The 21,819-nt window shown below is 68.5% G+C and carries 18 protein-coding genes and 1 pseudogene; 7 read left to right on the top strand and 12 right to left on the bottom strand.

Going from position 1 to position 21,819, the window contains the following annotated elements:
* Positions 1 to 204 precede the first annotated feature (204 nt).
* From AMYHA_RS13240 to AMYHA_RS13215, 7 genes are all read right to left on the bottom strand, one after another.
* Positions 205 to 825 (bottom strand): carboxymuconolactone decarboxylase family protein, encoded by a 621-nt coding sequence (locus AMYHA_RS13240; RefSeq protein WP_034271435.1) that lies wholly within the window; start codon positions 823 to 825, stop codon positions 205 to 207.
* A gap of 92 nt (positions 826 to 917) precedes the next feature.
* A complete protein-coding gene (locus AMYHA_RS13235) occupies positions 918 to 2,558 on the bottom strand; it encodes a (2,3-dihydroxybenzoyl)adenylate synthase (protein WP_051399849.1) in 1,641 nt (546 codons plus the stop codon).
* A gap of 30 nt (positions 2,559 to 2,588) precedes the next feature.
* Positions 2,589 to 3,365 carry an SDR family NAD(P)-dependent oxidoreductase gene (locus AMYHA_RS13230; RefSeq protein WP_034271428.1) on the bottom strand — a complete coding sequence of 259 codons (777 nt, stop codon included), beginning with the start codon at positions 3,363 to 3,365 and terminating at the stop codon, positions 2,589 to 2,591.
* 225 nt (positions 3,366 to 3,590) lie between these two features.
* Entirely contained in the window at positions 3,591 to 3,755 is a 165-nt protein-coding gene (locus tag AMYHA_RS27570) for a hypothetical protein (protein ID WP_196776886.1), read from the bottom strand.
* A gap of 151 nt (positions 3,756 to 3,906) precedes the next feature.
* The gene (locus tag AMYHA_RS13225; RefSeq protein ID WP_084037183.1) at positions 3,907 to 4,953 is read right to left on the bottom strand and encodes a galactokinase; all 1,047 of its coding nucleotides are present in this window, start codon (positions 4,951 to 4,953) and stop codon (positions 3,907 to 3,909) included.
* Entirely contained in the window at positions 4,950 to 6,035 is a 1,086-nt protein-coding gene (gene galT / locus AMYHA_RS13220) for a galactose-1-phosphate uridylyltransferase (RefSeq protein ID WP_034271425.1), read from the bottom strand. Before galT ends, AMYHA_RS13225 begins: the two co-directional genes overlap by 4 nt.
* On the bottom strand, positions 6,032 to 6,829 hold the full coding sequence (locus tag AMYHA_RS13215) for a DeoR/GlpR family DNA-binding transcription regulator (RefSeq protein WP_034271422.1): 798 nt from the start codon (positions 6,827 to 6,829) through the stop codon (positions 6,032 to 6,034). Before AMYHA_RS13215 ends, galT begins: the two co-directional genes overlap by 4 nt.
* Before the next feature lie 278 nt (positions 6,830 to 7,107).
* Here AMYHA_RS13215 and AMYHA_RS13210 point away from each other — a divergent pair, with 278 nt between their 5' ends.
* On the top strand, positions 7,108 to 7,488 hold the full coding sequence (locus AMYHA_RS13210) for a cyclophilin-like fold protein (RefSeq protein ID WP_034271419.1): 381 nt from the start codon (positions 7,108 to 7,110) through the stop codon (positions 7,486 to 7,488).
* Positions 7,489 to 7,550: 62 nt separating this feature from the next.
* On the opposite strand, the gene AMYHA_RS13205 is transcribed toward AMYHA_RS13210, so the two are convergent.
* Positions 7,551 to 8,354 (bottom strand): IclR family transcriptional regulator, encoded by an 804-nt coding sequence (locus AMYHA_RS13205; protein WP_034271416.1) that lies wholly within the window; start codon positions 8,352 to 8,354, stop codon positions 7,551 to 7,553.
* A 95-nt stretch (positions 8,355 to 8,449) separates the two neighbouring features.
* Between AMYHA_RS13205 and AMYHA_RS13200 the strand changes: the two genes are divergently transcribed.
* From AMYHA_RS13200 to AMYHA_RS13180, 5 genes are all read left to right on the top strand, one after another.
* A complete protein-coding gene (locus tag AMYHA_RS13200; RefSeq protein WP_169732932.1) occupies positions 8,450 to 10,027 on the top strand; it encodes an ABC transporter substrate-binding protein in 1,578 nt (525 codons plus the stop codon).
* An 85-nt stretch (positions 10,028 to 10,112) separates the two neighbouring features.
* Positions 10,113 to 11,054 (top strand): ABC transporter permease, encoded by a 942-nt coding sequence (locus tag AMYHA_RS13195; RefSeq protein WP_034271413.1) that lies wholly within the window; start codon positions 10,113 to 10,115, stop codon positions 11,052 to 11,054.
* On the top strand, positions 11,051 to 13,078 hold the full coding sequence (locus AMYHA_RS13190) for a dipeptide/oligopeptide/nickel ABC transporter permease/ATP-binding protein (protein WP_034271411.1): 2,028 nt from the start codon (positions 11,051 to 11,053) through the stop codon (positions 13,076 to 13,078). The genes AMYHA_RS13195 and AMYHA_RS13190 overlap by 4 nt, the downstream gene beginning before the upstream one ends.
* Positions 13,075 to 14,094 carry an oligopeptide/dipeptide ABC transporter ATP-binding protein gene (locus AMYHA_RS13185; protein WP_051399847.1) on the top strand — a complete coding sequence of 340 codons (1,020 nt, stop codon included), beginning with the start codon at positions 13,075 to 13,077 and terminating at the stop codon, positions 14,092 to 14,094. The genes AMYHA_RS13190 and AMYHA_RS13185 overlap by 4 nt, the downstream gene beginning before the upstream one ends.
* Positions 14,095 to 14,116: 22 nt before the next feature.
* Positions 14,117 to 16,765: a family 78 glycoside hydrolase catalytic domain gene (locus AMYHA_RS13180; protein ID WP_034271409.1), complete on the top strand. Its 2,649-nt coding sequence runs from the start codon at positions 14,117 to 14,119 to the stop codon at positions 16,763 to 16,765.
* Here the strand turns inward: AMYHA_RS13180 and AMYHA_RS13175 are convergent.
* From AMYHA_RS13175 to AMYHA_RS13160, 4 genes and pseudogenes are all read right to left on the bottom strand, one after another.
* Entirely contained in the window at positions 16,738 to 17,511 is a 774-nt protein-coding gene (locus AMYHA_RS13175; RefSeq protein ID WP_051399846.1) for an alpha/beta hydrolase, read from the bottom strand. The genes AMYHA_RS13180 and AMYHA_RS13175 overlap by 28 nt on opposite strands.
* Positions 17,512 to 17,589: 78 nt before the next feature.
* Positions 17,590 to 18,684 (bottom strand): MBL fold metallo-hydrolase, encoded by a 1,095-nt coding sequence (locus tag AMYHA_RS13170; protein WP_051399845.1) that lies wholly within the window; start codon positions 18,682 to 18,684, stop codon positions 17,590 to 17,592.
* 33 nt (positions 18,685 to 18,717) lie between these two features.
* Positions 18,718 to 19,788, bottom strand: coding sequence for a quercetin 2,3-dioxygenase (locus tag AMYHA_RS13165; protein ID WP_034271408.1), 1,071 nt, complete (start codon positions 19,786 to 19,788; stop codon positions 18,718 to 18,720).
* Positions 19,785 to 20,747: pseudogene (locus tag AMYHA_RS13160) on the bottom strand (alpha/beta hydrolase fold domain-containing protein); the annotation flags it as partial. The gene AMYHA_RS13165 and the pseudogene AMYHA_RS13160, both read right to left, overlap by 4 nt.
* A 267-nt stretch (positions 20,748 to 21,014) precedes the next feature.
* Here AMYHA_RS13160 and tenA point away from each other — a divergent pair.
* A complete protein-coding gene (gene tenA, locus AMYHA_RS13155; RefSeq protein ID WP_034271403.1) occupies positions 21,015 to 21,689 on the top strand; it encodes a thiaminase II in 675 nt (224 codons plus the stop codon).
* Positions 21,690 to 21,819 lie beyond the last annotated feature (130 nt).

The following is a 21,819-nucleotide window of genomic DNA, read 5'->3' as shown; positions in this document are numbered from 1 at the left end:
TTTCGCTGGTTCCGTCGACACACCGCGTGCATCGCGTCAGCCCTCAGGAGCATTTGATCTTCCTTACTCCCTGAAAGACGAAAAATATCCGGCAAACCGGGCATAACCTTGTCGCCCAGGGAGCAAGGAAGATCAAGTCGCGCAATTCGGAGGCGCGCACGGACCGAAAAGTCACGCGCAGCCGGGTGACGAGGTCCTTACTCGTCAGGGTGGTGGCGGGTCGGCGGCGCCCGTGCCGCTGGCGTGCTTGCCTGGCTCCCAATCGGTGCCGGCCAAGTACTCAGTCGCCGTGGTGAGCGGGATTTCCTCGAGGTCGCTGGCCATGGTGTCGTTCCACCGGTTGAAGAAGCCGAAGGTGGCCACGACGGCGACAATCTCCACGATCTCCTCGTCGCTGAAATGGGACCGTAGGGCTGCGAAATGCTCGACCGTCACGGCGTTGGGCAGGACGGCGGCGTTGCGTGCCAGATCGAGGACGGCGCGTTCCGCATCGTCGAAGTGCGGGCTCGTCTCGTACTCCCACAACGCGGCGGCCTTGGCCGGATCGATCCCGGCGCGGCTCATGCCCACCGCCCCGTGGGCCTGGCAATAGCGGCTCTCCGCGGCGGTGCTGGTGACCTCGGCGATCATGGATTTGAGCTCTCGCGACACGAGTCCTTCGCGAAGGGTGCTGGCCGTGAGCGCGGCGACGCCGCGCAGGATGTCGGGCTTGCGCGCCATGGTGAGCAGGCTGTTCGGCACAAACCCCAGCGCGGCCTCGGCTGCCGCGAACGCCGGGGCGAGCTCCGGGTTCTCCTCGGGCTTGATCGGGTCTACGTGGGCCATCGGGTGCTCCTGCTTCCGTCATGGGTGATGTCGAGCGGTGGTTTCGCCCGCGCAGTACCACGAGCGTGATCATTGATGGTCGGCGACGAAGCTCATGAGGTCACCCGCAGCTGGGCGATCAGGTCCTTTTTGGATACCTTTCCGATCGGCGACAGCGGCAGCTCGGTGAACACCTCGAGCCGCTCTGGCAGCTTGTGCTTGGCGATCTCGAATTCGAGCAGGAACTCGACCAGTTCGCCCAGGCTCAGCGTGCTGTCCTCGCGCAGCACCACGCACGCACACATCCGTTCGCCGAGATCGGGATCCGGTAGCGGCACGCAGCCGACGTTCATCACGCTGGGGTGCGCGAGGATGAGGTTCTCCACCTCCTCCGCGCTGATCTTCTCGCCACCGCGGTTGATGAGGTCTTTCTTGCGGCCAGCCACGACGTAGTTTCCGGACGGATGCAGCCGCAGCAGGTCGCCGGAGCGGTAGAAGCCGTCTGGGGTGAACGCGCGGGCGTTGTGCTCGGGAGCCCGGAAGTAGCCCCGCAACGTGTATGGACCACGCACGCACAGCTCACCGACCTCGCCGGGTGCGACGTCGTTGCCGTCGTCGTCGACCAGCCGGACCTCGTCGTCCGGGCAGACCGGCCGTCCGCAGGTCTCCTTGCGCGCCGCGTCGTCGTCGTCCAACCGGACGAACATGATCAAGCCCTCCGCCATGCCGAAGTTTTCCTGCACGGTCGCGGCGGGAAGCAGCTTCTCCGCGAGTTCTCTGGTCTCCGGCTGCAGTCGTTGTCCGCCGCTTTGCAGCACGCGCAGCGAGGACAGGTCATATTCGCCGATGCTCGGGTCGTTGAGCCAGCTGATCAGCAGCGAGGGCACCAGATGGATGTGCGTGACCCGGTTCCGCGCCACCGACTCGAACACGTCGTGCGGCGCGACCGACGTGCTCAACACCACCGTGGCACCGGACAGCAAGAACCCCTGCATGCCTGGGCAGCCGAGCGGCAGGTTGTGCTCGATGGGAAGGACCAGCAGCAACACGTCGTCTGGACGCACGTCGCAGACCGAGACGGCCAGCCGGGAGTTGTAGGCATAGTCGTTGTGCGAGCGCGGGATCAGCTTCGGGATCCCGGTCGTGCCACCGGAGAGCAGGAATAGCGCGGGATCGTCCGGATCGATCTCGATCTCGTGCAGCGCATCGGGCGTTGTGACCGGCGCGCGGTCGAGCAGCTGCTCGATGGTGACGAAGCCTGCCGGCAGTTCGCCGTCGCCGCCCTGAACCAGCTTGACCCGCAGCTGGTCGGATTCCTCAGCCACGCGTTGGACCATGTCCACGTACGAGAAGTCCCGGTGCGCGAAGGGCGTGGCCGTAGCGACAGCGTCGGAGATGGAAACGAACTGCCGTATCTCGCGGAACCGGTGCGAGGGCAGCGCCAGCACCGGGATCGCACCGATCTTCTGCAACGCGAAGTACAGGTAGGCGAACATCGCTGTGTTCGGCAGCTGCACGACCATACGGTCACGCGGGCGTATCCCGAAGTCGAGCAGATGGCAGGCCAGCCGCGTGCTGCGCTCATCCAGCTGTGCGTAGCTGATCCGCTGATCACCGTCGACGATCGCCAGTCGATCCGCGTAACGGGTGAACATCTCGTGGAAGACGTCCCGAAGCGGGCGGTCGTCCCAGTAGCCTCGCTGCCGGTAGTGTCGCGCGAACTCCGGCGGGAACGGTGTCACACCTTCGATCACTGTGAATCTCCTTGCCTCGGTCAATCCAGATCAGGTGGTGGCCGTGTAACCGCCGTCGATGACCACGGTCTCGCCGTTGACGAACGGGTTGGCGGTCGCCAAGTTGACGATCGTCGTACCGACCTCATCGGAGGTGACGCACCGGCGCAGCGGCGTCCGCTTGGCCCTCCTAGCCATCAGCTCGTCGTAGGAGTCGCCGAGAGCGTGTTCCATCCACTCACCTTCCATCCAGCCGGGCGCGACGGCGTTGACCCGGATCTCCGGGCCGAGTGCGCCCGCGAAGGTGCGGGTCAGGTTCGCTACGGCGGCCTTGCTGGCCGCGTAGGGAAACGGCTGCGGGCCGGGACGCAACCCGACGACGCTGGACAGGTTGACAACGGCGGCGGGGGCCGAGTCACGCAACAGCGGCACACAAGCTCTGGTCACCTGAAACGTGCCGCGCACGTTCACCGCGAAGATCCGGTCCCATTCGGCCATAGACAGGCCGTCGAGATCGGACGGCGGAGTGTCCGTGGTCATGCCCGCGTTGTTCACCAACGCGTCGAGGCGCCCGAACCGCTCGGCCACGGCTGCCGCCATCTCGCGTACGGCGGTGTCGTCGGTGACATCGGCCCGCACCGGCATCGCCTTCGCGCCAAGCCCCTCGGCAAGGCCGGCGACCTCCTGCGCGGGTGTCTCGCTACGGCTGTAGTTGATCACCACATCGAAACCGGCGCGCGCGAACTCCAGGACGGTGGCCCGGCCGATGCCGCGCCCCCCGCCGGTCACGAGCGCGACCTTGCGACCCGTCGACTCCTGATCCGTCATGGATTACCTCCGTTGGAAACTGGCTAGTACCTGCTGGTGAAGGGATACGTCCCGCACAAGACCTAGGCCGGAAGGAGGGTCATACTCGCGGCCTTTCGGGTGAGCCGGTCCGGTGAGCGTCGGGGCGTGGCCGCAACGATGGACGAGCCGGCTTCCTCGCGACAGGGATGATGCCAATCAATGGCAAGATCGCCATTTCACGTGCGTGGCAAGCGGCCATATCTGTCATCCGACGTGGTCAGGGTCGACGTGGTCAGGGTCCCAGGGCGCCGATAGGGGTGACGGAGACACCGTCGTGGCGGCGGTGACGTCGAAGGCGCCCCACCGGCCATCCGCTGCCTCGACGACCGCATCCACTTCGAGTCCGGTGTTGTCGCGGTACTGCAACACCTCGGCGTCAGTGGCTTGCGGGCTTGCGCGTACACGCGCAAGTCGCGTACGACGAGCGACTCGAAGGGGAACCCGAGCGGGTTCAGCGCCGCAAGGTCAGCGAGATCGGTCACGGTGAGGTCCGGATCCGCGCTGCGGGCAGGCTTGCCGTTCAACAACGAGGCAAGGGAGATCGACCGCTGGGAATGGGATGTTGTGGCGTTGCCAGCCGGGAGGACGAGTTGCCTCCTGCTTCGACGCGATGCGCGCCAGCGGACGGCACGGCGAGGAAGTGCGCCGGCTCTCGGAAGCCGCGACGCGTGAGCGCATCGTGCACCGAGGCCGCGACAGGCTCGGCGGCCTTGTCGTCGACGAGGGCGATGACACAGCCTCCGAACCCAGCGCCTGTCATGCGCGCGCCGTAGGCCCCGCAGTCGAGCGCGGTGTCGACCGCGATGTCGAGCTCGGGGACGGTCACCTCGAAGTCGTGGCACAGTGACTCGTGCGAGGCGGTGAGCAGCGGCCCGATCTCGCGGATCCTGCGGTCGCGGAGCAACGAAACGGTCTCGATCACCCGGGCGTTCTCGGCGACCACGTGCCGGGCGCGGCGACGCATCGTCGGGTCGTGCAGCTCCTGCATCTCGTCGGGTGACGCGTCACGCAAGGCCCCGACTCCCACGGCGTGTGCGGCCTGCTCGCAAGCGCGGCGCCGGGCGGCGTACTCACCGTCCACGAGTTGGTGCGGCGCCCGGGTGTCGATCACCAGCAACGCCAGGCCGGCGGCGGCGAGGTCGAGCGCGAACAACTCGTCCAGCGCGACAGCCGTGGCGCACTCGAGCGCTGCCGACGACGATAGGCCAGCGCCGCGGGGCACGTCGCTGTCGACGACGAGGTCCGCACCGCCGATGTCGTAACCGGACTCGCGCAGCGCCCAGACGACACCGGCGACATAGGCGGCCCAGCCGTTGGGGTTGCGTGGTGCGAGGTCGGTGATCACGGCTACCCGCGGCCCGTCCGGCTCCTGGACCGAGCGAACGACGAGCAGGCCGTCCGTGCGACCAGCCGCGGCGACGACTACCCGCCGTGGCAGGGCGATGGGGAGCACGAAGCCGTCGTTGTAGTCGGTGTGCTCGCCGATGAGGTTCACCCGCCCCGGTGCGGCCCATACCCCGTCTGGCTCGTATCCGACCGCCGCGCGGAAGGTCTCCGCCACCCTCATCCGGCATCCCGGAGGCGGCGGGCGGCTTCCTCGGGAATGACGTCGTTGATGAACGAGCCCATGCCGGACTCGGAGCCGGCGAGGTACTTCAGCTTGCCGGGGGCGCGGCGGATCGAGAACAGCTGCAGGTGCAGGTAGGCGAGGTCCCGGTCGATGCGCACGGGTGCCTGCTGCCAGGCCGCGATGTAGGGCATCGGCATGCCGTAGAGGCCGTCCATCCGGCGCAGCACGTCGAGGTAGAGGCGGGCGAAGTCGTCCCGTTCGTCGTCGGTGAGCGCGGGCAGGTCGGGAACGTGCCGGTGGGGGTAGAGATGGACTTCGATCGGCCATCGTGACGCGGCGGGCACGAACGCGGTCCAGTGCACGGTTTCCGCGACGATCCGGGTGCGTGCGGCGCGTTCGGCCGCGAGCACATCGGCGAACAGGTTTCGCCCGGTGCGTTCGCGGTGGCGGTGCGCGACGTCCAGCATGCGCCGGGTGCGTGGGGTGACGAACGGGTAGGCGTAGATCTGCCCGTGCGGGTGGTGCAGCGTGACGCCGATTTCCTCGCCTTTGTTCTCGAAGCAGAACACCTGCTCCACGTTCGCGAGCGTGGTCAGCTCGCTCGTCCGGTCCGTCCACGCCTCCACGATCAAGCGCACCCGCTCGGGGGTCAGCTGGCTGAACGTGGTTTCGTGGTCGCTGGTGAAGCAGACCACCTCGCATCGGCCGATGCCGGGCCGGCGGGGGAACAGGTCCTCGCCTGGATCGACCGTGCCGGGCACGTCGGCCACGTTCCCGGCGAAGGAGGGGAAGCGGTTCTCGAACACCACCACGTCGTAGTCCGGGGAGGGGATCTCGGTCTGTCGCTCAGTAGTGGATGGACACAGTGGACACTCCGCCGCGGGCGGCAGGTGGGTACGGGTCTGCCGATGTGATGCGATCGCTACCCACTCGTCCAGGAGGGGGTCGTAGCGGATCTCGGATGCCGTCGCCGTCTCCGGCAAGTCGCGTGGATCGTCGAGGTCCCGGACGGCGTCATCGGCGGAGTCGAAGTAGATGATCTCCCGGCCGTCGGCCAGCCGCGCGGTCGTGCGCTTCACGACGCCTCCTCATGGCCGGGGTCGCCCACCGGCACCACGATCAGTTCGCCTGCCCGCTCCTCCAACAGCCGCTGTGCCTGCTCGGCGAGGCCAGCGTCGGTGACGACGTCGGCCTCGCCGAGATCGGCGAAGGTGCTGATACCGACGACCCCCCACTTGGTGTGGTCTGCCACGACGACGAGCCGGCGCCCAGCAGTGACGAGTGCGCGGTCGGTGTCGGCCTCCAGGAGGTTCGGTGTGGTGAAGCCTGCCCGCTCGTCCATCCCGTGGGCGCCGACGACGACCAGGTCGAGGTTGAGCGAGTGCAGCGCCGACACGGCGATCGGGCCGACAAGCGCGTCCGAGGGTGTCCGCACCCCGCCGGTCAGCACCACTGTCTGGTCCGCGCGCGGCGCATGATGGAAGACCTCCGCGATCCGGATGGAGTTGGTCACCACCGTGATATCGGGGATGTCGCGGAGTCGATGCGCCAACCGCCACGTGGTCGTGCCCGCGGACAGCCCGATCGCGGCGCCCGGATACACCAGCCGGGAGGCTGCGGCTGCGATGGCCTCCTTCTCCGCCTGCGCGTGCGTTGCCTTTGTTTCGAATCCGGGCTCCTCGGCACTGCCTGGGGCCGCCGCGGTGGCGCCGCCGTGCACCTTTTCGACCAGGTGACGCCGGGCCAGCGCGTCGAGGTCGCGCCGGATGGTCATGTCGGACACGCCGAACTCCAGGGTGAGGTCGGTGACCCGGACACCGCCGTTTCGCCGGACCTGCTCCAGGATGTGCGCCTGACGTTGCGCCGCGAGCACGTTCGCCTCACTCCTTACCTCGGACCACAGCGATGCAGCTGCCGTACCCGCATCGACCCCAGCGGCGCTGCTCGCCCACCAGACCGTATCACAATCACACATATGCAAACAGAAAACATCTGACGTAATGGTCGACTATGCTTGATAGTGTTGAATAGTGAACGTTCCGTGACGGCGGCCATGGCCCCGGCGCCGTCAGACACGAAGATCACGAAGTATCGCTGTCCAACTAGCCGCGGGAAGGCGATGGCTTTTATTCTCGTTCAGGAGGTGAGCACGTGCGCATCAAGATCACATGGCCATCCGGAGAGGCTACGGCGGAACTGCGTGACACTTCATCGGCACGAGCGGTATGGGAAGCCCTGCCGGTCGAGTCGCGCGCGCAGACGTGGGGCGATGAGGTCTACTTCGACATAGGTCTTGATCTCCAGCTGGAGCCCGATGCGGTCGAGGTCGTCGATGCCGGTGCGATCTGTTACTGGCCGCCGGGTAGCGCCCTGGCGATTCCGTTCGGTGCCACTCCGGCCTCCCGAGGTGACGAGTGCCGTCTCGCGTCGGCGGCCAACGTGCTCGGACAGCTCACCGGTGACGCGCGAGCGCTGGCCACTGTCGGCGGCGGTGAGACCATCCGCGTGGAACGCACCGGCCCGGCTGTATAACGGCCAGCGCCACTGGCCGCCCGTCGACGGCGGGCCTCCGGTCTCCCGCCAGTAGCAGCGGTTCAGCCGTCCGGCCGAGACAAGATGCTGGCGTTGCGGGCGCCGAGGCCGCGGGATATCGCCCTGGCAGCGGTCTGGACCGCGGGCCGAAGCGGGCGGGGATCGGCATGCTGCTCTGGCACGACGACCGAGAGAGCGGCGGCCACCCGCTCATCCGAGCCAAAGATCGGACTGGCCACCGACATCAGGGGCTCGGGGACCCTGCGGCGGAAGGTGAGCACCCTGTCCCGGCGGATCTCGGCGAGGGTCCGGCGCAGCGCGGCCACCGACACCGGGGTTTTCTCGGGCTCGTGGGTCAGCGGCCGGGACAGGTAGTCCTCCTGGAAGTCTGCCTCGGCGAAGGCCAGCAGGACCAGGCCCACCCCGGTGGAGTGCAGCGGCAGTCTGCCGCCGACCCGGTACAGAATCGGCATCGCACGATGTGCCGACAGTCGTTCCACGAGCAGGGCGTCGGTGTCCTCGCGCACCGCGAGCAGCACGTGCTGGTGGATGACCTCGGCGAGGTCCGCCATATAGGGGAGTGCCACCTGGCGCAGGCCCGGTCCCCGGGGGCAGAGCGAGGAGATCTCGAACAGCCGCAGGCCGATCGAGAACTGGCCGTGCTCGTCACGCTCAAGGGCGCCCCACTCCGCCAGCTTCTTGGCCAGCCGCAACGCGGAACTGGTCGGGATGCCGCTGCGCCTGCTCAGTTCACCCAGGCTCAACCGGCGGTGCTCGGCGTCAAAGGCCATGAGCACCTTGAGCGCGCGGTCGATGACCGGGTCACCCCGCGGGGGCCGCTTGCCGCGAAACGGTGATGTTGCCATTGATTGGCATTATGCCTGTCGGGTGGGAACCGGCTGGTTCATCGTTGCGGCCACGCCCCGACGCCAACCAAACCGGCACTCGAAAGGCCGCGACTATGACCATTCTTCCGACCGCCCGATCGTTGCTCTCCCGAACGAGTTTAACCCAACTCGGCGCCCTGGCCGTGGCCGCCGCCGTCGCATTGACGGGCTGCGGCGGCGCAGGTGGTAGCGATGGCGGCGCTGCGGGCGATGCCAAGACCATGACGATCGCGCTCGACGCCGACGCCGCACCCAACGGGTACGACCCACTGGTCTACGCCCAGTACCAGTCCCAGTTCTTCAGCGCCCTGTACGACTCGCTGTTCGTCACGCAGGAAGACGGCAGCGTGGCGCCCAGCCTGGTCACCGAGTTCTCCACCAGCGAGGACAACACGCAGCTGACGCTGAAGCTGCGCGAGGGCGTCACGTTCACCGACGGCTCGACGCTGGACTCGACGTTGGTCAAGGACAACCTGGACCGGCGCGACAACCCGGAACTGACGTCCTACGGCGTCTTCGCGGAGGGTGACTCGGCCGAGATCGCCGAGGTCGCCGCGCCCGACCCGAGGACGGTCGTCATCACATGGGCAGAGCCCCAGGCCGCCGGTCAGAACAACCTGGCGGACACCGCGGGCATGATCGTCGGCGCCACGGCCATCGAGGACCCGGGCACGTTGACCACCACCCCGGCCGGATCAGGCCCGTACACCCTCAACAAGGGACAGACCACCAAGCCCAACACCTACACGTTGGACAAGAAACCCGATGCGTGGAACGCCGACAACTACCCGTTCGAGACGGTCGTCTACAAGACGATCACCGACGACCAGGCCCTGGCGAACGCCGTGGTCTCCGGGCAGGCGGACGTCGCGCTCCCCCTCGATCCGGACACCGTAGACATGGTCGAGTCGCAGCAGACGGTGGCGGAGAACGGCGGCACGCTATTCGGGTTCCTGGTGTTCGACAAGACCGGCGCGACGTCCGAGCCGTTCGGCGACGTGCGTGTCAGGAAGGCGCTCAGCTACGCGATCGACCGTCAGTCGATCGTGGACAACCTGCACCCCGGTGACAAGCCGACCGCCAACATGGTTTCGTCCGAGTCTTCGGCCTACGACCCCTCGCTCGACGAGGAGTTCGCCTACGACCCGGACCGGGCCAAGCAGTTGCTCGCCGAGGCCGGTTACCCGGACGGCTTCTCGTTCGACAAGGTCACACCCGGCAAGCCCACTGCGGACGAGGTGGCTGTGCAGCGGCAGTGGGAGCAGATCGGGGTCACGATGAACCTCAACCCGGCGTCTTCCACCGATGCTGTGTTCGCCGCGGCGAGGACGCAGCCATTGGGCTTCGGGCCCTTCGCGTTCAACGATCTGCTCGGCTTCGTCCAGGGAGTGGTCTACGGCGGGTTCATGAACCTGCAAGAAGCCACCAACCCGGAGATCGAGGCGGCAATGGCGGCGGCGGCCGAGGCAGCCGGAGGCGGCAGGACCGAGGCGGTGCAGGATCTCAACCGCGCGATCGTCACCGAGGGCTGGTACATCCCGATGTATGAGTCGTTCACCTACGCGGGCTACAACGCCAGCAAGGTCACGGAGCCCAAGTTCGGCGGCACCAACAACTACATCATGCTGTCGAGCCTGCGGCCAGCGGGCTGACGAGCGCTCTTGGATCTGTCGGTGGCCGTGACCGCAAGGCCACGGCCACCGACCGCCAACTCACCGAGGGGGAGGAGGGAAGGACATGTTCGGCTACGTCATACGTCGGCTCGCGATGGCGGTCGCGACCGTGTTCGCCGCCATCGTGATCAGCTTCCTGCTTGTGCACCTCACCCCGGGCAGCCCGGGAGCGATCGTGGCCGGTGCGGATGCGACGGAAGCGGAGGTCGCCAAGGCCAACGCGGAGCTGGGCTGGGACCAGCCGCTGTGGACCCAGCTCACCGCATACCTGAAGAACCTGCTCCAGGGTGATATGGGGACGTCCATCATCGATGGCCAGCCGATCCAGGCAGACCTGCTCACCCGCCTCCCTGTCACCTTCTTCATCGCCTTGTTCGCCACGATCCTGAGTGCGGTCGTTGGCGTGGCACTTGGCGTGACCGCCGCCGTCCGTGGCGGACACACCGACCGAGGAATCACCGTGGGCAGCGGCATCGCGCTGTCACTGCCCGCGTTCTGGGTCGGCGTCCTACTCGTCTACGTCATCGCGGTCCGCGCCGACCTGCTCCCGGCCACGGGATACGTGCCGTTCACGGTCGACCCGGTCGGCTGGTTGCAGAGCCTGCTGCTGCCGGTGATCACGCTGGCCGTCGGCGGCGCGGCGGTCGTTGCCAGGACCGCGAGGGCAAGCATGCGGGGCGCGCTGCGACAGGAGCACATCCGCACCCTGCAGGCCGTGGGAACGCCACCATGGCGGATCCGCTACCTGCACGCGTTGCGCTATGCCAGCGTGCCGATCGTGTCCGTCCTCGGCATCCAGTTCATCGTGCTGTTCGGCGGCTCGGTCATCATCGAGAACCTGTTCGCGCTGCCCGGCCTCGGCCAGGCCAGCCAAAGCGCCGTCGCCGCGCACGACTTTCCCGCCCTGCAAGGCGTCGTGATCGTCGCCACGCTCGTCGTCGTCATCACCAACCTGCTGCTCGACCTGGTGATCGCGGCGCTGGACCCGAAGGTGCGTACCGCATGAGTATCAATGACGCCGACCACGTCGTGACCGTCCCTGCTGTTCATCGCCGACGCCTGCCCGCGTTCCTGCGGAGTCCTGGTGGCGTCTTCGGAGCCGGCTGGCTGGTCCTCGTCATCGTCCTGTCTTTCACAGCTGGGTTCTGGCGTCCGTACGGGATCAACGAACAGGACCTGGCCAACCGGTTCGCGCTGCCAGGGGCCGATCACTGGCTCGGCACCGACGAGATGGGGCGAGACCTGCTGAGCCGGATCCTCACCGCAGGCGCCCAGCCACTGCTCACATCGGCGCTGACCGTGCTGGTCGCCTTCGGGCTCGGTATCCCGATGGCGTTGCTGGCTGCCGAGCACGGCCCCAGGTTCGAGCGGTGGTTCAGCCGGCTGTCCGAGATTCTGCTCGCGCTGCCCGGCATGATCATCCTGCTCGCCGTCATCGGCGCGGTCGGCGTCCGGCTCAACATCGTCATGACCGTGCTCGGCGTGATGATCAGCGCAGCCGTCTACCGGGTCATGCTGGGTGTCGCGAAGTCGGTACGGCAACGGCTGTACGTGGACGCGGCCCGGGTCAACGGTCTCGGCTCGCTTCGAGTGAACGTCAAGTACGTGGTGCCCGGGATGGCGACCGTGATGGCGGTGCAGGCGGCGCAGCTGTTCGGGATCGCGATCCTGATCCAGTCCGGCCTGGCGTTCATGGGCTTCGGGCCCCCTTCGCCGCAGCCCAGCTGGGGCGGCATGATCGGCGACGCGTCGCAACAGGTCTACAACGCGCCGTGGCTGATGGTTCCTACCGGTGTCGTGCTCGCTCTCACCGTGGTCGCCGCCAACGCGCTTGCCGACGCCATCGCAGGCCAAGTGGCAGGCGAGCGGCCGGTCGCGAGGCGCAGACGCCGCAAGGCGACCCGGGGCGGTGCCGAGGCACGGGAGGGCGAAACCTTCGCCGCGGACACCGTGCCCGCCGACCAGGTGCCTGCCGACACCGTGCCTGCCGACCGAGCGCCCGTCCTCGACGTCCGCGATCTGACCGTAGCCGTCGATGACGGGCCTGCGACGGTCACCGATGTGTCCTTCAGCCTGCGGGCCGGCCGGGTGCTCGGCCTGGTCGGGGAGTCGGGGTGCGGCAAGACGATGACGGCTCGCGCGTTGATCGGCCTGCTTCCGGACGGCGTCGCGGTCAGCGGCGGTTCGATCGGGTGGCAAGGCCGCGATCTGGCCGCTCTCCCGGAGGACGGGCTGCGGGCGATCCGCGGCCGCGAGATCGCGATGATCTCGCAGGAGCCGATGGTCGCGCTCGACCCGATGTTCTCCGTGGCGTATCAGCTCACCGTCCCGATCCGCAGGTTCCGCGGGGTCGGCAGGGGCGAGGCCCGTCGCATCGCCGCCGAGCTGCTGAACCAGGTGGGCATCGTCGACGCGGAGGGCGTGCTGCGGAGCTACCCGCACCAGCTGTCCGGCGGCATGGCGCAACGCGTCGCGATCGCACTGGCGCTGACCGGCAGGCCGAAGCTGCTCATCGCAGACGAGCCGACCACAGCCCTGGATGTGACGGTGCAGGCGGAGATCCTCAGCCTGCTCCGCGCTCTGGTCCGCGACACCGGGCTCTCGGTGCTGATCGTCAGCCACGATCTCGGCGTGGTGGCCGACATCTGCGACGACATCGCCGTGATGTACGCGGGCCAGGTCGTGGAATCCGGCGCCGCAGCCGCCGTGCTCGATGACCCGAGGATGCCGTACACCATGGCCTTGCTGGCCGCCAATCCGCACGTCCCGGAAGGACAGCCCGTTCCGGAGCGGTTGGCCTGCATCCCCGGTACCGTCCCGCCGCCTGCGGACTGGCCTGCGGGGTGCCGGTTCGCCGACCGCTGCCGGTTCGCCGCACCGGAGTGCAGCGCACCCATCCCGTTGTTCTCCGCCCATGAATCCGGTTCAGTGCGCTGCGTGCGTGTGGACGAGATCGACCGCACCCACCTGACGTGGGAGGCCGAGTCGCTCGGCGCCGAGGAAGCTGCCGACACGGGGGTGTCATCATGACCGCAGAGACGATCGCGCCCCCTGCGCTCGAGGTACGCGACCTGGTCGTGCACTACGGCCCCAAGCGGCGGCGCGGCAGGACGGAGCCGGCCGTGGACGGCGTGAGCTTCGACATCGGCCCCGGGGAGACCGTGGGCCTCGTCGGCGAGTCCGGATCGGGCAAGTCCACGATCGGCAAGGCGATCCTCGGCCTGCAGCCGCCGACCTCGGGCACCATCCGGCTCAACGGCAGGGACATCACTCACATGCCACTGCGGGAGCGGCGCAGCGTCATCGCGGACCTGCGGGTGGTGTTCCAGGACCCGTACTCGTCGCTGAACCCGGCGCAGACGATCGGTGAGACGCTGATCGAGCCGTTGCGGATACTGGGCGTTGGCAAGGCCGACGGCTGGCGGCGCGCAGGCGAGACGCTGTGGTCGGTGGGATTGACCGCCGACGCGCTGCACCACTACCCCGACCAGTTCTCCGGCGGCCAGCGGCAGCGGATCGCGGTCGCCAGGGCGCTGGTCTGCCAACCGCGGGTCGTCGTGCTGGACGAACCGGTCAGCGCTCTCGACCTGTCCACCCAGGCGCAGGTGCTCAACCTGCTCGCCGACCTGCGCGACCAGCATCAGTACTCGTTTCTGTTCGTGGCGCACGATCTCGGCGTCGTCCGCTTCCTCGCCCAGCGCGCCGTGGTCCTCTACCGGGGCCAGATCATGGAGGCCGGGCCGGTCGACGCGGTGACCGAACGGCCGAAACACCCGTATACGGCCGCGCTCACCGCGTCCGCTCCCGTGCCGCGGCCCGCTGAGCAGGCGCAACGGCGGGAGGCTCGCGAAGCGCTTGGCGTCGGCGCGGCAGGCGCCGCCGCGCCGTCGCTGACCGGCTGCCCGTTCGCCACCCGCTGTCCTGCCGCGGACGAGCTCACTCGCACTGAGCGACCGGCCCTGCGCCTGCTCGGCGAGAGCCTGGTCGCGTGCCACCACGCCACCTCCGACGGACCACCGGAGCCGCTAGGAGCGACACCCGGATGAGCGAGACCGGCGCGACCGAGACATGACCACTACGCCGCACGGTTTGCGTGTCGAACATCTCGACCGGGCGCTGGGGATCTCTGTCGCCCAGCCACGACTGTCCTGGCGGCTGCCCGATGGCGCGGCCCAGCAAGTCGCCTACCGCATCACGGCCGACAACGGCTGGGACACCGGCCGCGTGGTCAGCGACCAGAGCGTCCTGGTGCCGTACGCCGGTCCTACGCTGGCCTCCGCCCAGCGGGTCGTATGGCGTGTCAAGGTGTGGACGGACCTGGGAGCCAGCGAGTGGTCACCACCGTGCTGGTTTGAGATGGGCCTGCTGGACAGCGCGGACTGGCGCGCCGAGTGGATCGAGTCCGGTGAGGACCCGGCAGGGGGACCCGGCAACCGGCCGGCCGTGCTGCTGCGGGTCGAGTTCGACGTGGACCGTCCAATTGCCACCGCCCGGCTCTACGCCACTGCCCACGGGATCTACGAGGGATTCCTCAACGGTGACCGGATCGGCGACGCGGAGCTGACGCCCGGCTTCACCCAGTACGACGCCCAGCTGCAGGTGCAGACCTACGACGTCGCTGCCTCGCTGGCCGAAGGCCGCAACGCCTTCGGCGTGATTCTGGGCGACGGCTGGTTCCGCGGCCAGATCGGGATCACCCGGGCCGCCGATCAGTGGGGCAAGCGCCTTGGGCTGCTGGCCCAGCTGGAGCTGACCCACGCAGACGGGACGCGGACCACGCTCGGCACCGGTCCGGACTGGCGTAGCGCCGTCGGCCACGTCATGGCAGCCGACCTGATCGCAGGCGAGCGGTGGGACCTGAGCTTGCTGCCGCGCGGATGGTCCGAACCGGGCTTCGACGACGCCCGCTGGTCCCGCGTCGTGCTCGCCAACAACGGCTTCGCTGGCCTCGTGGGCTCACCGGCACCACCGGTTCGCCGCGTCGATGAGCTCACGCCGGTCGCGATCACCAGGCTGGACGATACCCGGCAGGTCGTCGACCTCGGCCAGAACATCAACGGCTGGGTGCGGCTGGCCAACCTCGGCCCCGCTGGCACCACCGTCACGCTGACCCACGGCGAGCACCTGGATGCCGCTGGCGACGTGACGACCGAGCATCTGCGGCCCGCGGTGCCGTTCCTGCCGGAGCCGTTGCCTGCTGGCCAGGTTGACCACGTCGTCTCCGCTGGCGTTACCGGCGAGGTGTTCGAGCCACGCCGCACGACACACGGGTTTCGGTACGTACGGGTGGAAGGGCACCCGCATGACCTGACGCCAACGGACGTGACGGGCGTCGTGGTGCACACGGACATGCGCCGCACCGGCTGGTTCCGCTGCAGTGACGAACGGATCAACCAGCTGCACGATGCGGCCGTCTGGAGCCTGCGCGGCAACGCCTGCGACATCCCGACCGACTGCCCGCACCGGGAACGCGCCGGGTGGACCGGCGACTGGCAGCTGTTCGTCCCGGCTGCGGCCTTCCTCTACGACGTGGCGGGCTTGTCGACCAAATGGCTGCGCGACGTTGCCGCCGACCAGTGGGCCGACGGCACGATCGCCAACATCAGCCCGACCGCCGCGGCTGAGGGGAAGGACAGCGTGATCGCCTCCTTGAACGGCTCGGCAGGGTGGGGCGACGCGGCGGTGATCGTGCCGTGGGAGCTGTACCGCGCCTACGGCGATAGGGCGGTCCTTGCCGAGCTGTGGCCAACGATGGTCGCGTGGCTGGACCAGGTGGAACGCACCGCCCGCGGCCAGCGCCACCAGGCCCGTGCCGCCCGCCGACCCGAGCCAGCCGCGCACGAGCAGTACCTGTGGGACGCAGGCTTCCACTGGGGCGAGTGGCTGGTGCCAGGGGAGGAGCCCACGGACTTCGCCGCGTTCGCCGCGGCCGACAAGGGCGATGTCGCGACAGCATACTTCGCCTACAGCGCGGGTCTCATGGCGCGGATCGCGCGGATCCTCGGTCTGGGCGACGCGCCCCGCTATTCGCGCCTGAGCGAGCGGGTCCGCGACGCATGGCGGGCGGAGTACGTCGACGACAAGGGGCGGTTGACGCCGGACACCCAGGCCAACCACGTCAGGGCGCTCGCATTCGGGCTCGTGCCGGACGAGCAACGCCCAGCCGTGGCCGAGCGGCTGGTGGAGCTGATCCGCGAGGCCGGAACCCACCCGGGCACCGGTTTCCTCGCCACGCCGTACCTGCTGCCGGTCCTCGCCGACACCGGACACCTCGGCGTGGCCTATGAGCTGCTCTTCCAGGACACCGAGCCGTCGTGGCTGGTGATGGTCGACCGCGGGGCCACGACGATGTGGGAGCGTTGGGACGGGGTGGACGCCGATGGGGTCGCCCACGAGTCGCTGAACCACCACTCCAAGGGCGCTGTGATCTCGTTCCTGCACCGCTACACCGCCGGGATCCAGCTGCTCGACGGGGCACCCGCGTACCGCCGCTTTCGAGTCCGGCCGCGCCCTGGCGGCGCGCTGACATGGGCCGAGGCGGCGCATGATTCGCCGTATGGGCGGATCGAGGTGTCCTGGCGGATCGATGGTGCCGAACTCGATGTGCGGGTCACCGTCCCCGCGGGCACGTCGGCCGAAGTCGTGTTGCCGGACGGGCGAACGCTCGACGCGGGGCCAGGCAGGCACAGCTACCGGGCGGCGCTGTCGGCAACGTAACCCGTGGTGCGGCGACTGTTACCGATGACGACGTCGGAGATGACGTCCAATGCTCGGGAAACAGGTTCGATCTCGGCCGAGTGGTTGAGGAAACCGTGCAGCAGGCCGCGAGCCAGCACCTGCCGGACGTCGACACCCGCGATCGCCAGCGACGGCGGCGGCACGATGGCGTGCACAGTCGTGTAGGCGAGCAGCAGCTGCGCGGGCAGCCAGTCGTCGGTGTCGCGCAAGCGCAGTGCCGCACCGGCGGCGAGGTTGCCGCCGGCACTGGCGCCGCCGATCGTGATCCGCGCCGGGTCCACCTTGAGCGAGGCCGCCTCGTCACGCACCCACCGGATCGCGGCAACCACGTCGTCGTGTGGCACCGGATACCGGGCCCCGTTGACCGCGAGGCGGTAGTCCACGCTCACGACCACCGCCCTGGCGCGGGTGGCGACCGCCCGGGACACCCAGTCCGCCTCCGGCATGTCCAAGCCCCCGCTGATGAACGCGCCGCCGTGCATCCATACCAGGCACGGCCGGTCCGCGACGGTGTCGGGAGGCTCGTACACGCGAACCGGCACCGGGCCGTGCGGGCCGGGTGCGGCATCGGCTCGAGTCGGCGTTGTCGGCGGCTCCCCGAACGTCGTGGCGCGTTCGAACTCGTCGAGCCTCCGCAGGGCGGCCGGGTCGCCGCCGATCTCGACGAATGACGGCAAGCCGTCGAGCAGGTGCAGGTGGTCGGCGAATGCCGGATGGATCGGCATGGTCGGTCGACTCCGTTCCGTCGTGTGGCGACTATGCCCGAGCGGGACGAGGTTGTTCGCGCGATATGCCTCCCGTCGTCACGACGTCACGCCGATCCCGAACGCCGTGAGGTCGTGGCCCGGGGTGATCGGCCCCGAGTACGTCGCGCCGACGCCGTCGCGCCACCGCTCGTCGGGCACCGCGCGCGGGTCGCCTGGTCCGATGTGGCTCAGCACGACGTGTTTGACCGAGGCCGTCGTCGCGATCTTGCCGACATCTCGCGGGGTGGTGTGAGCCGCCGCCATGTGATGCAGGAAGCCCGGGCCGAACCCCTTCCGGGTGGCTGCTGTGTAGGCGAACCAGTCCACGTCGATCGCCTCGTGTACCAGCACGTCACTGCCGGACGCCAGTCGGCCGACGTTATCGCTGTATGCGGTGTCGCCCGAGATCGTCACCGCGCCGTCATCGGTGTCGAATCGGAACGCGAAGGACGGGAACACCGGGCCGTGCGGCACCAGAATGGCGCTCACCCGGACCCGGTCGTCCTCGAACACAGCGAACGGCTGCATGTCCGGCGCGGTGTGGGTAGCGGACGCGCCGGTTCCGGCGGGCGCATGGACGTCGTGTGCCTCGAACAGGTTGGCGTGATCGATCTGCGCGCCGGTCTCGATGTTGCGGATGTTCATGTCATAGGCGTAGGAGGAAAGCAGCCCGTGGATCAGGTCAGTGGTTCCCGGTGTCGGCCGGTCCGGCTGGACCAGCGGCACGGATGAGGCGTCACCGAATGGTTCCGGGAGGGCCCCGGCCGGGCCCGGACCGTAGATCGGCACCGGCCGACCGAACTTGCCCGGCGTCATCCAGAGGATGTTGAACAGGTCGAACAGGTGATCGGAGTGCAGGTGGGTGAGGAACACGGCGCCGAGCGCTTCTGGTGCTAACCCTGCTTGGCCAAGCCGACGTGCCGCACCGAGGCCCGCGTCGACCAGGTAGTGCTTCTCACCCACCACCACCGCGGTGGAGATGCCGGAACGGCCGGGCGAGAAGACCGGTCCGGCAGCCGTGCCGAGCAGGATGAGCTTGGTGCGGAACCCGCTGATGTCGCCGGAGAGCGCGGTCGGCTCGGCGGGCGCGGGGCCCGCGCTGCCAGCCACAGGCGCGGGTTCCGTCGTGCAGCAGGACTCGGTTTCGGTCATGGCATCTCCGATCAGGTAGACGAGTGCTCGCGGTTAGATGTCGAGTCCGGCACGGCGTTCGGGCGGTGGTCCCGTCACAACGAGATCCAGCTCTGCCTGAAGCTCTGGCGACGGGGGAGGTGGCATGACCAGGTCGGTGCCCTCCGGGGGAACGTAGTCCTCCGTGGTTTGGCCGAGTGTCTCGAAGAACTTCTCGAACACGTCCGGGCTGAGGATGCCGAGCATTTGCGTGTTGTGCGCGTCGAAGGAGAAGGAGTGAATCGTGCCCGCCGGGGCGTGCACGAGGTCACCGCGGGTGAGCAGCAGCTCCTCGCCGTTGACATACAGCCAGACCCGGCCGGACAGGCACAGGAAGTTCTCCGTGTGCTGCTCGTGAAAGTGCCGGATGATGTAGGGGCTGTGGCCGCCGAGCGTGTTGATCGCGAAGTATCGGTGGTCGGTGTTGCGGCCGCGGGTGAGGTAGGTGTAGAGGGCGTTGGCCAGCGTGACCCGGTCGCCCTCCCCGGCGCGCAGGAAGTACGGCTCCGCTCCAGCGGGGAGGGACGCGTCCCATTCCTCGCTCGCGCGCACCTCATCGAGATCCGGGAAGGTGATCCCGAGCGGCCCGCCGAGCTCTGCGCGGCTCTCTGCGGTGCTGTGATGTCTCGGCCGGGCAGGGTGAATGTGTGCGTCGACGGCCTCGCCGAGCTGTTCGATGTAGGCGAGCGAGCCGCCCGGTGCCGCCCAGGTCAGCAGCCGGGTGACGTGGGAGAGCATCCGGTAGGCCACCGGAGTTCCCGGCGGCACGTGCACGGTGTCTCCGGGAACAAGGACTCGGCTCTGGGTTCCCAGCCACACCTGGACGGTTCCGTCGACCACGAAGAACGACCGTTGCTGGTCGCGGTGTGCGTGGTAGCCGGTGTGCGCTCCTCGTCCACCGCTGATGTAGGCGGCGTCGAACAACCCGCCGGTGTCCTGCGCACGAGCGATCACGGTCCACAACTGACCGTCCACTTCGTACCGCAATCCTTCGCCGGAAGACAGGTAGTAGGGGACGGGCTCGCCCGGCAAGCGATCGCGCACCGGTGTGAGATCGTGGATGGCCTCAAGGTCGGTCGTTGTCATCGATTGTCTCCCTGCTGTAGGTGTCGCTGAAAGAACTCGCCGATCGTGTCGAAGGAGAAGGTGGTTCGTTCGGTGTGGCGCATCCCGGGAGCACTGTGATGGCGCGTCGCGGGTGGCTCGGGTTCGGTTTCGAGCCGACCGTCGTCCATGACCTTGGGCCCGTCCACCTCGACGGTTCCGGCTGGATTGAGGAACCCGTGACGGAAGTCGTCCACGAGGTACAGCGTGCTCTCCACGCCTGCCGCGGCCAGTGCCTCATGCAGCAGCACGCTCTGCTTCGGTCGCACGAGTTCGTCCGCGGTGCCGTGTGCGATGAGAAACGGGGGCGCCTCGGACGTGACGTAGGACAGCGGGCTGGCCTGCTTCGCTCGCTCAGGCAGCCGGTCCGGTAACCCGCCGAGCAGTCGCGCCTCTGGTGCGTTCGCTCCGGACAACGCCGGAATCACCTGCTGCGCCTCGGCGATCACGAGTTCGAGGTCGACCGGACCGTAACCTTCGGACACCGCCCGCACCCGCGTGTCCGGGCCGTCACCGGCGTCGGGTTCATCAGGTAGCGCGGCGATGTGCCCGGTCAATGCGGCCAACGCCGCGAGGTGACCGCCCGCGGAGGAACCCCACAGCCCGATCGCGCCCGGATCGAGGCCGAGCCAGTCGGCGTTGCGGCGCAGGTAGCGGACCGCCGCACGCACGTCGTGCAGCTGCGCCGGGAAGAGCGCCTGCCCACTGAGGCGGTACTCGGCCGTGGCCATCGTGATCCCCCGTGCGGCGAAGTATCGGGTCAGATCCGGCGCCATGGTGCGGTCGCCGGTGAACCAGCCACCCCCGTGCAGCCACAGCACAACGGGACGGCGCCCTCCGGTCGCGGGCGGCAGGACGACGTCCATCACCAGCGGGCCGGTGTCCCGCTCCGCGAAGACCAGTCCGGTCCGGGCCTCACCGCTCATGGGATCGATTGTCGTCGGGCACCGAGCCGGACACCAGGACCGGCAGCCGAACGACCATGAGGCCCGGCCTCACGAAAGGCCGGGTCCGACAGTGTGGCGGACGCGCGGACGTCGCCGGGAAGCTGCCCGCGAACGGCTGCATCGAGGCAGGCGGACGGTCCCGGTGTGCCCGGTCATCGCGCTCGACGCCGCCGCCGACCAGCTTGATGACGTCCGCGGCGCGGGTGAGATCGGGACCGCTAGCGGTGTCGTCGTTGGCGCTGCGATGGCAGTGTCGGGGTCATGAGTGGACTCAGCGGTCAGCTCCGGTCGAGCGCGGCCGAGATCTGGAATGCCCAGCGAGATCACCCTTTCGTACGCGGGATCGGGGACGGCACCCTTGACAAGGACAAGTTCCGCTTCTGGATCTGGCAGGACTACCTCTTCCTCATCGAGTACTCGCGTCTGCTCGCGCTGGCCACCGCCCGCGCACCCGACCTTGACACGATGAGTCGCTTCGCCGGGCTACTGCACGAAACATTGCACGAGGAGATGGACCTGCACCGGTCGTACTGCGCCGACCTCGACATCGTCGCGGCCGACCTCGAACGGGAGCGGATGGCGCCCACCACAAGGGGCTACACCGACTTCATGCTGCGCACAGCGACCGTCGGCGACTTCGCCGAACTGCTGGCCGCACTGCTGCCGTGCATGTGGGGGTTCAACGAGGTCGGACTTCGACTGCACGCGGAAGGCGTCCCCGACGACGAGCACTACGCACGCTGGATCGACATGTACGCCTCCGCGGAGTTCACCAGCCTGGTTGACTGGCTGCGCGCGCTCACCGACCGGATCGGCACCGATCTCCCCGAGGCCGCGCGAACTCGCGTGTCCGACGTGTTCGACACCAGCAGCCGATACGAACTGGCCTTCTGGGAGATGGCATGGCGGGGCGAGGACTGGCCCCAGATCGCTTAGCCCGCGTTCCTACGGGGACGGGCGGCAGCGGTCAAGATCGCCGTGCACACGGCTGCTGTCGACCTCGTGGCCGCGATAGCGACCTTGCGAGCCGCGCTCGCCACCAAGGCGACGCCATCGCTGTCGAGCG

The sequence above is a fragment of the Haloechinothrix halophila YIM 93223 genome (assembly GCF_000504245.1).
In the GTDB taxonomy this organism is placed as follows: domain Bacteria; phylum Actinomycetota; class Actinomycetes; order Mycobacteriales; family Pseudonocardiaceae; genus Haloechinothrix_A; species Haloechinothrix_A halophila.
This window is presented reverse-complemented; position numbering and strand designations above follow the sequence as displayed.

Excerpts from the sequence above, each read along its gene's own strand:
- AMYHA_RS13165 (WP_034271408.1), bottom strand. The coding sequence starts at position 19,788 with ATGACAACGACCGACCTTGAGGCCATCCACGATCTCACACCGGTGCGC.
- AMYHA_RS13195 (WP_034271413.1), top strand. The coding sequence starts at position 10,113 with ATGTTCGGCTACGTCATACGTCGGCTCGCGATGGCGGTCGCGACCGTG.
- AMYHA_RS13240 (WP_034271435.1), bottom strand. The coding sequence starts at position 825 with ATGGCCCACGTAGACCCGATCAAGCCCGAGGAGAACCCGGAGCTCGCC.
- AMYHA_RS13205 (WP_034271416.1), bottom strand. The coding sequence starts at position 8,354 with ATGGCAACATCACCGTTTCGCGGCAAGCGGCCCCCGCGGGGTGACCCG.
- AMYHA_RS13185 (WP_051399847.1), top strand. The coding sequence starts at position 13,075 with ATGACCGCAGAGACGATCGCGCCCCCTGCGCTCGAGGTACGCGACCTG.
- AMYHA_RS13225 (WP_084037183.1), bottom strand. The coding sequence starts at position 4,953 with ATGAGGGTGGCGGAGACCTTCCGCGCGGCGGTCGGATACGAGCCAGAC.
- AMYHA_RS13230 (WP_034271428.1), bottom strand. The coding sequence starts at position 3,365 with ATGACGGATCAGGAGTCGACGGGTCGCAAGGTCGCGCTCGTGACCGGC.
- AMYHA_RS13170 (WP_051399845.1), bottom strand. The coding sequence starts at position 18,684 with ATGACCGAAACCGAGTCCTGCTGCACGACGGAACCCGCGCCTGTGGCT.
- AMYHA_RS13200 (WP_169732932.1), top strand. The coding sequence starts at position 8,450 with ATGACCATTCTTCCGACCGCCCGATCGTTGCTCTCCCGAACGAGTTTA.
- AMYHA_RS13190 (WP_034271411.1), top strand. The coding sequence starts at position 11,051 with ATGAGTATCAATGACGCCGACCACGTCGTGACCGTCCCTGCTGTTCAT.
- AMYHA_RS13175 (WP_051399846.1), bottom strand. The coding sequence starts at position 17,511 with ATGCCGATCCATCCGGCATTCGCCGACCACCTGCACCTGCTCGACGGC.
- AMYHA_RS13180 (WP_034271409.1), top strand. The coding sequence starts at position 14,117 with ATGACCACTACGCCGCACGGTTTGCGTGTCGAACATCTCGACCGGGCG.
- tenA (WP_034271403.1), top strand. The coding sequence starts at position 21,015 with ATGAGTGGACTCAGCGGTCAGCTCCGGTCGAGCGCGGCCGAGATCTGG.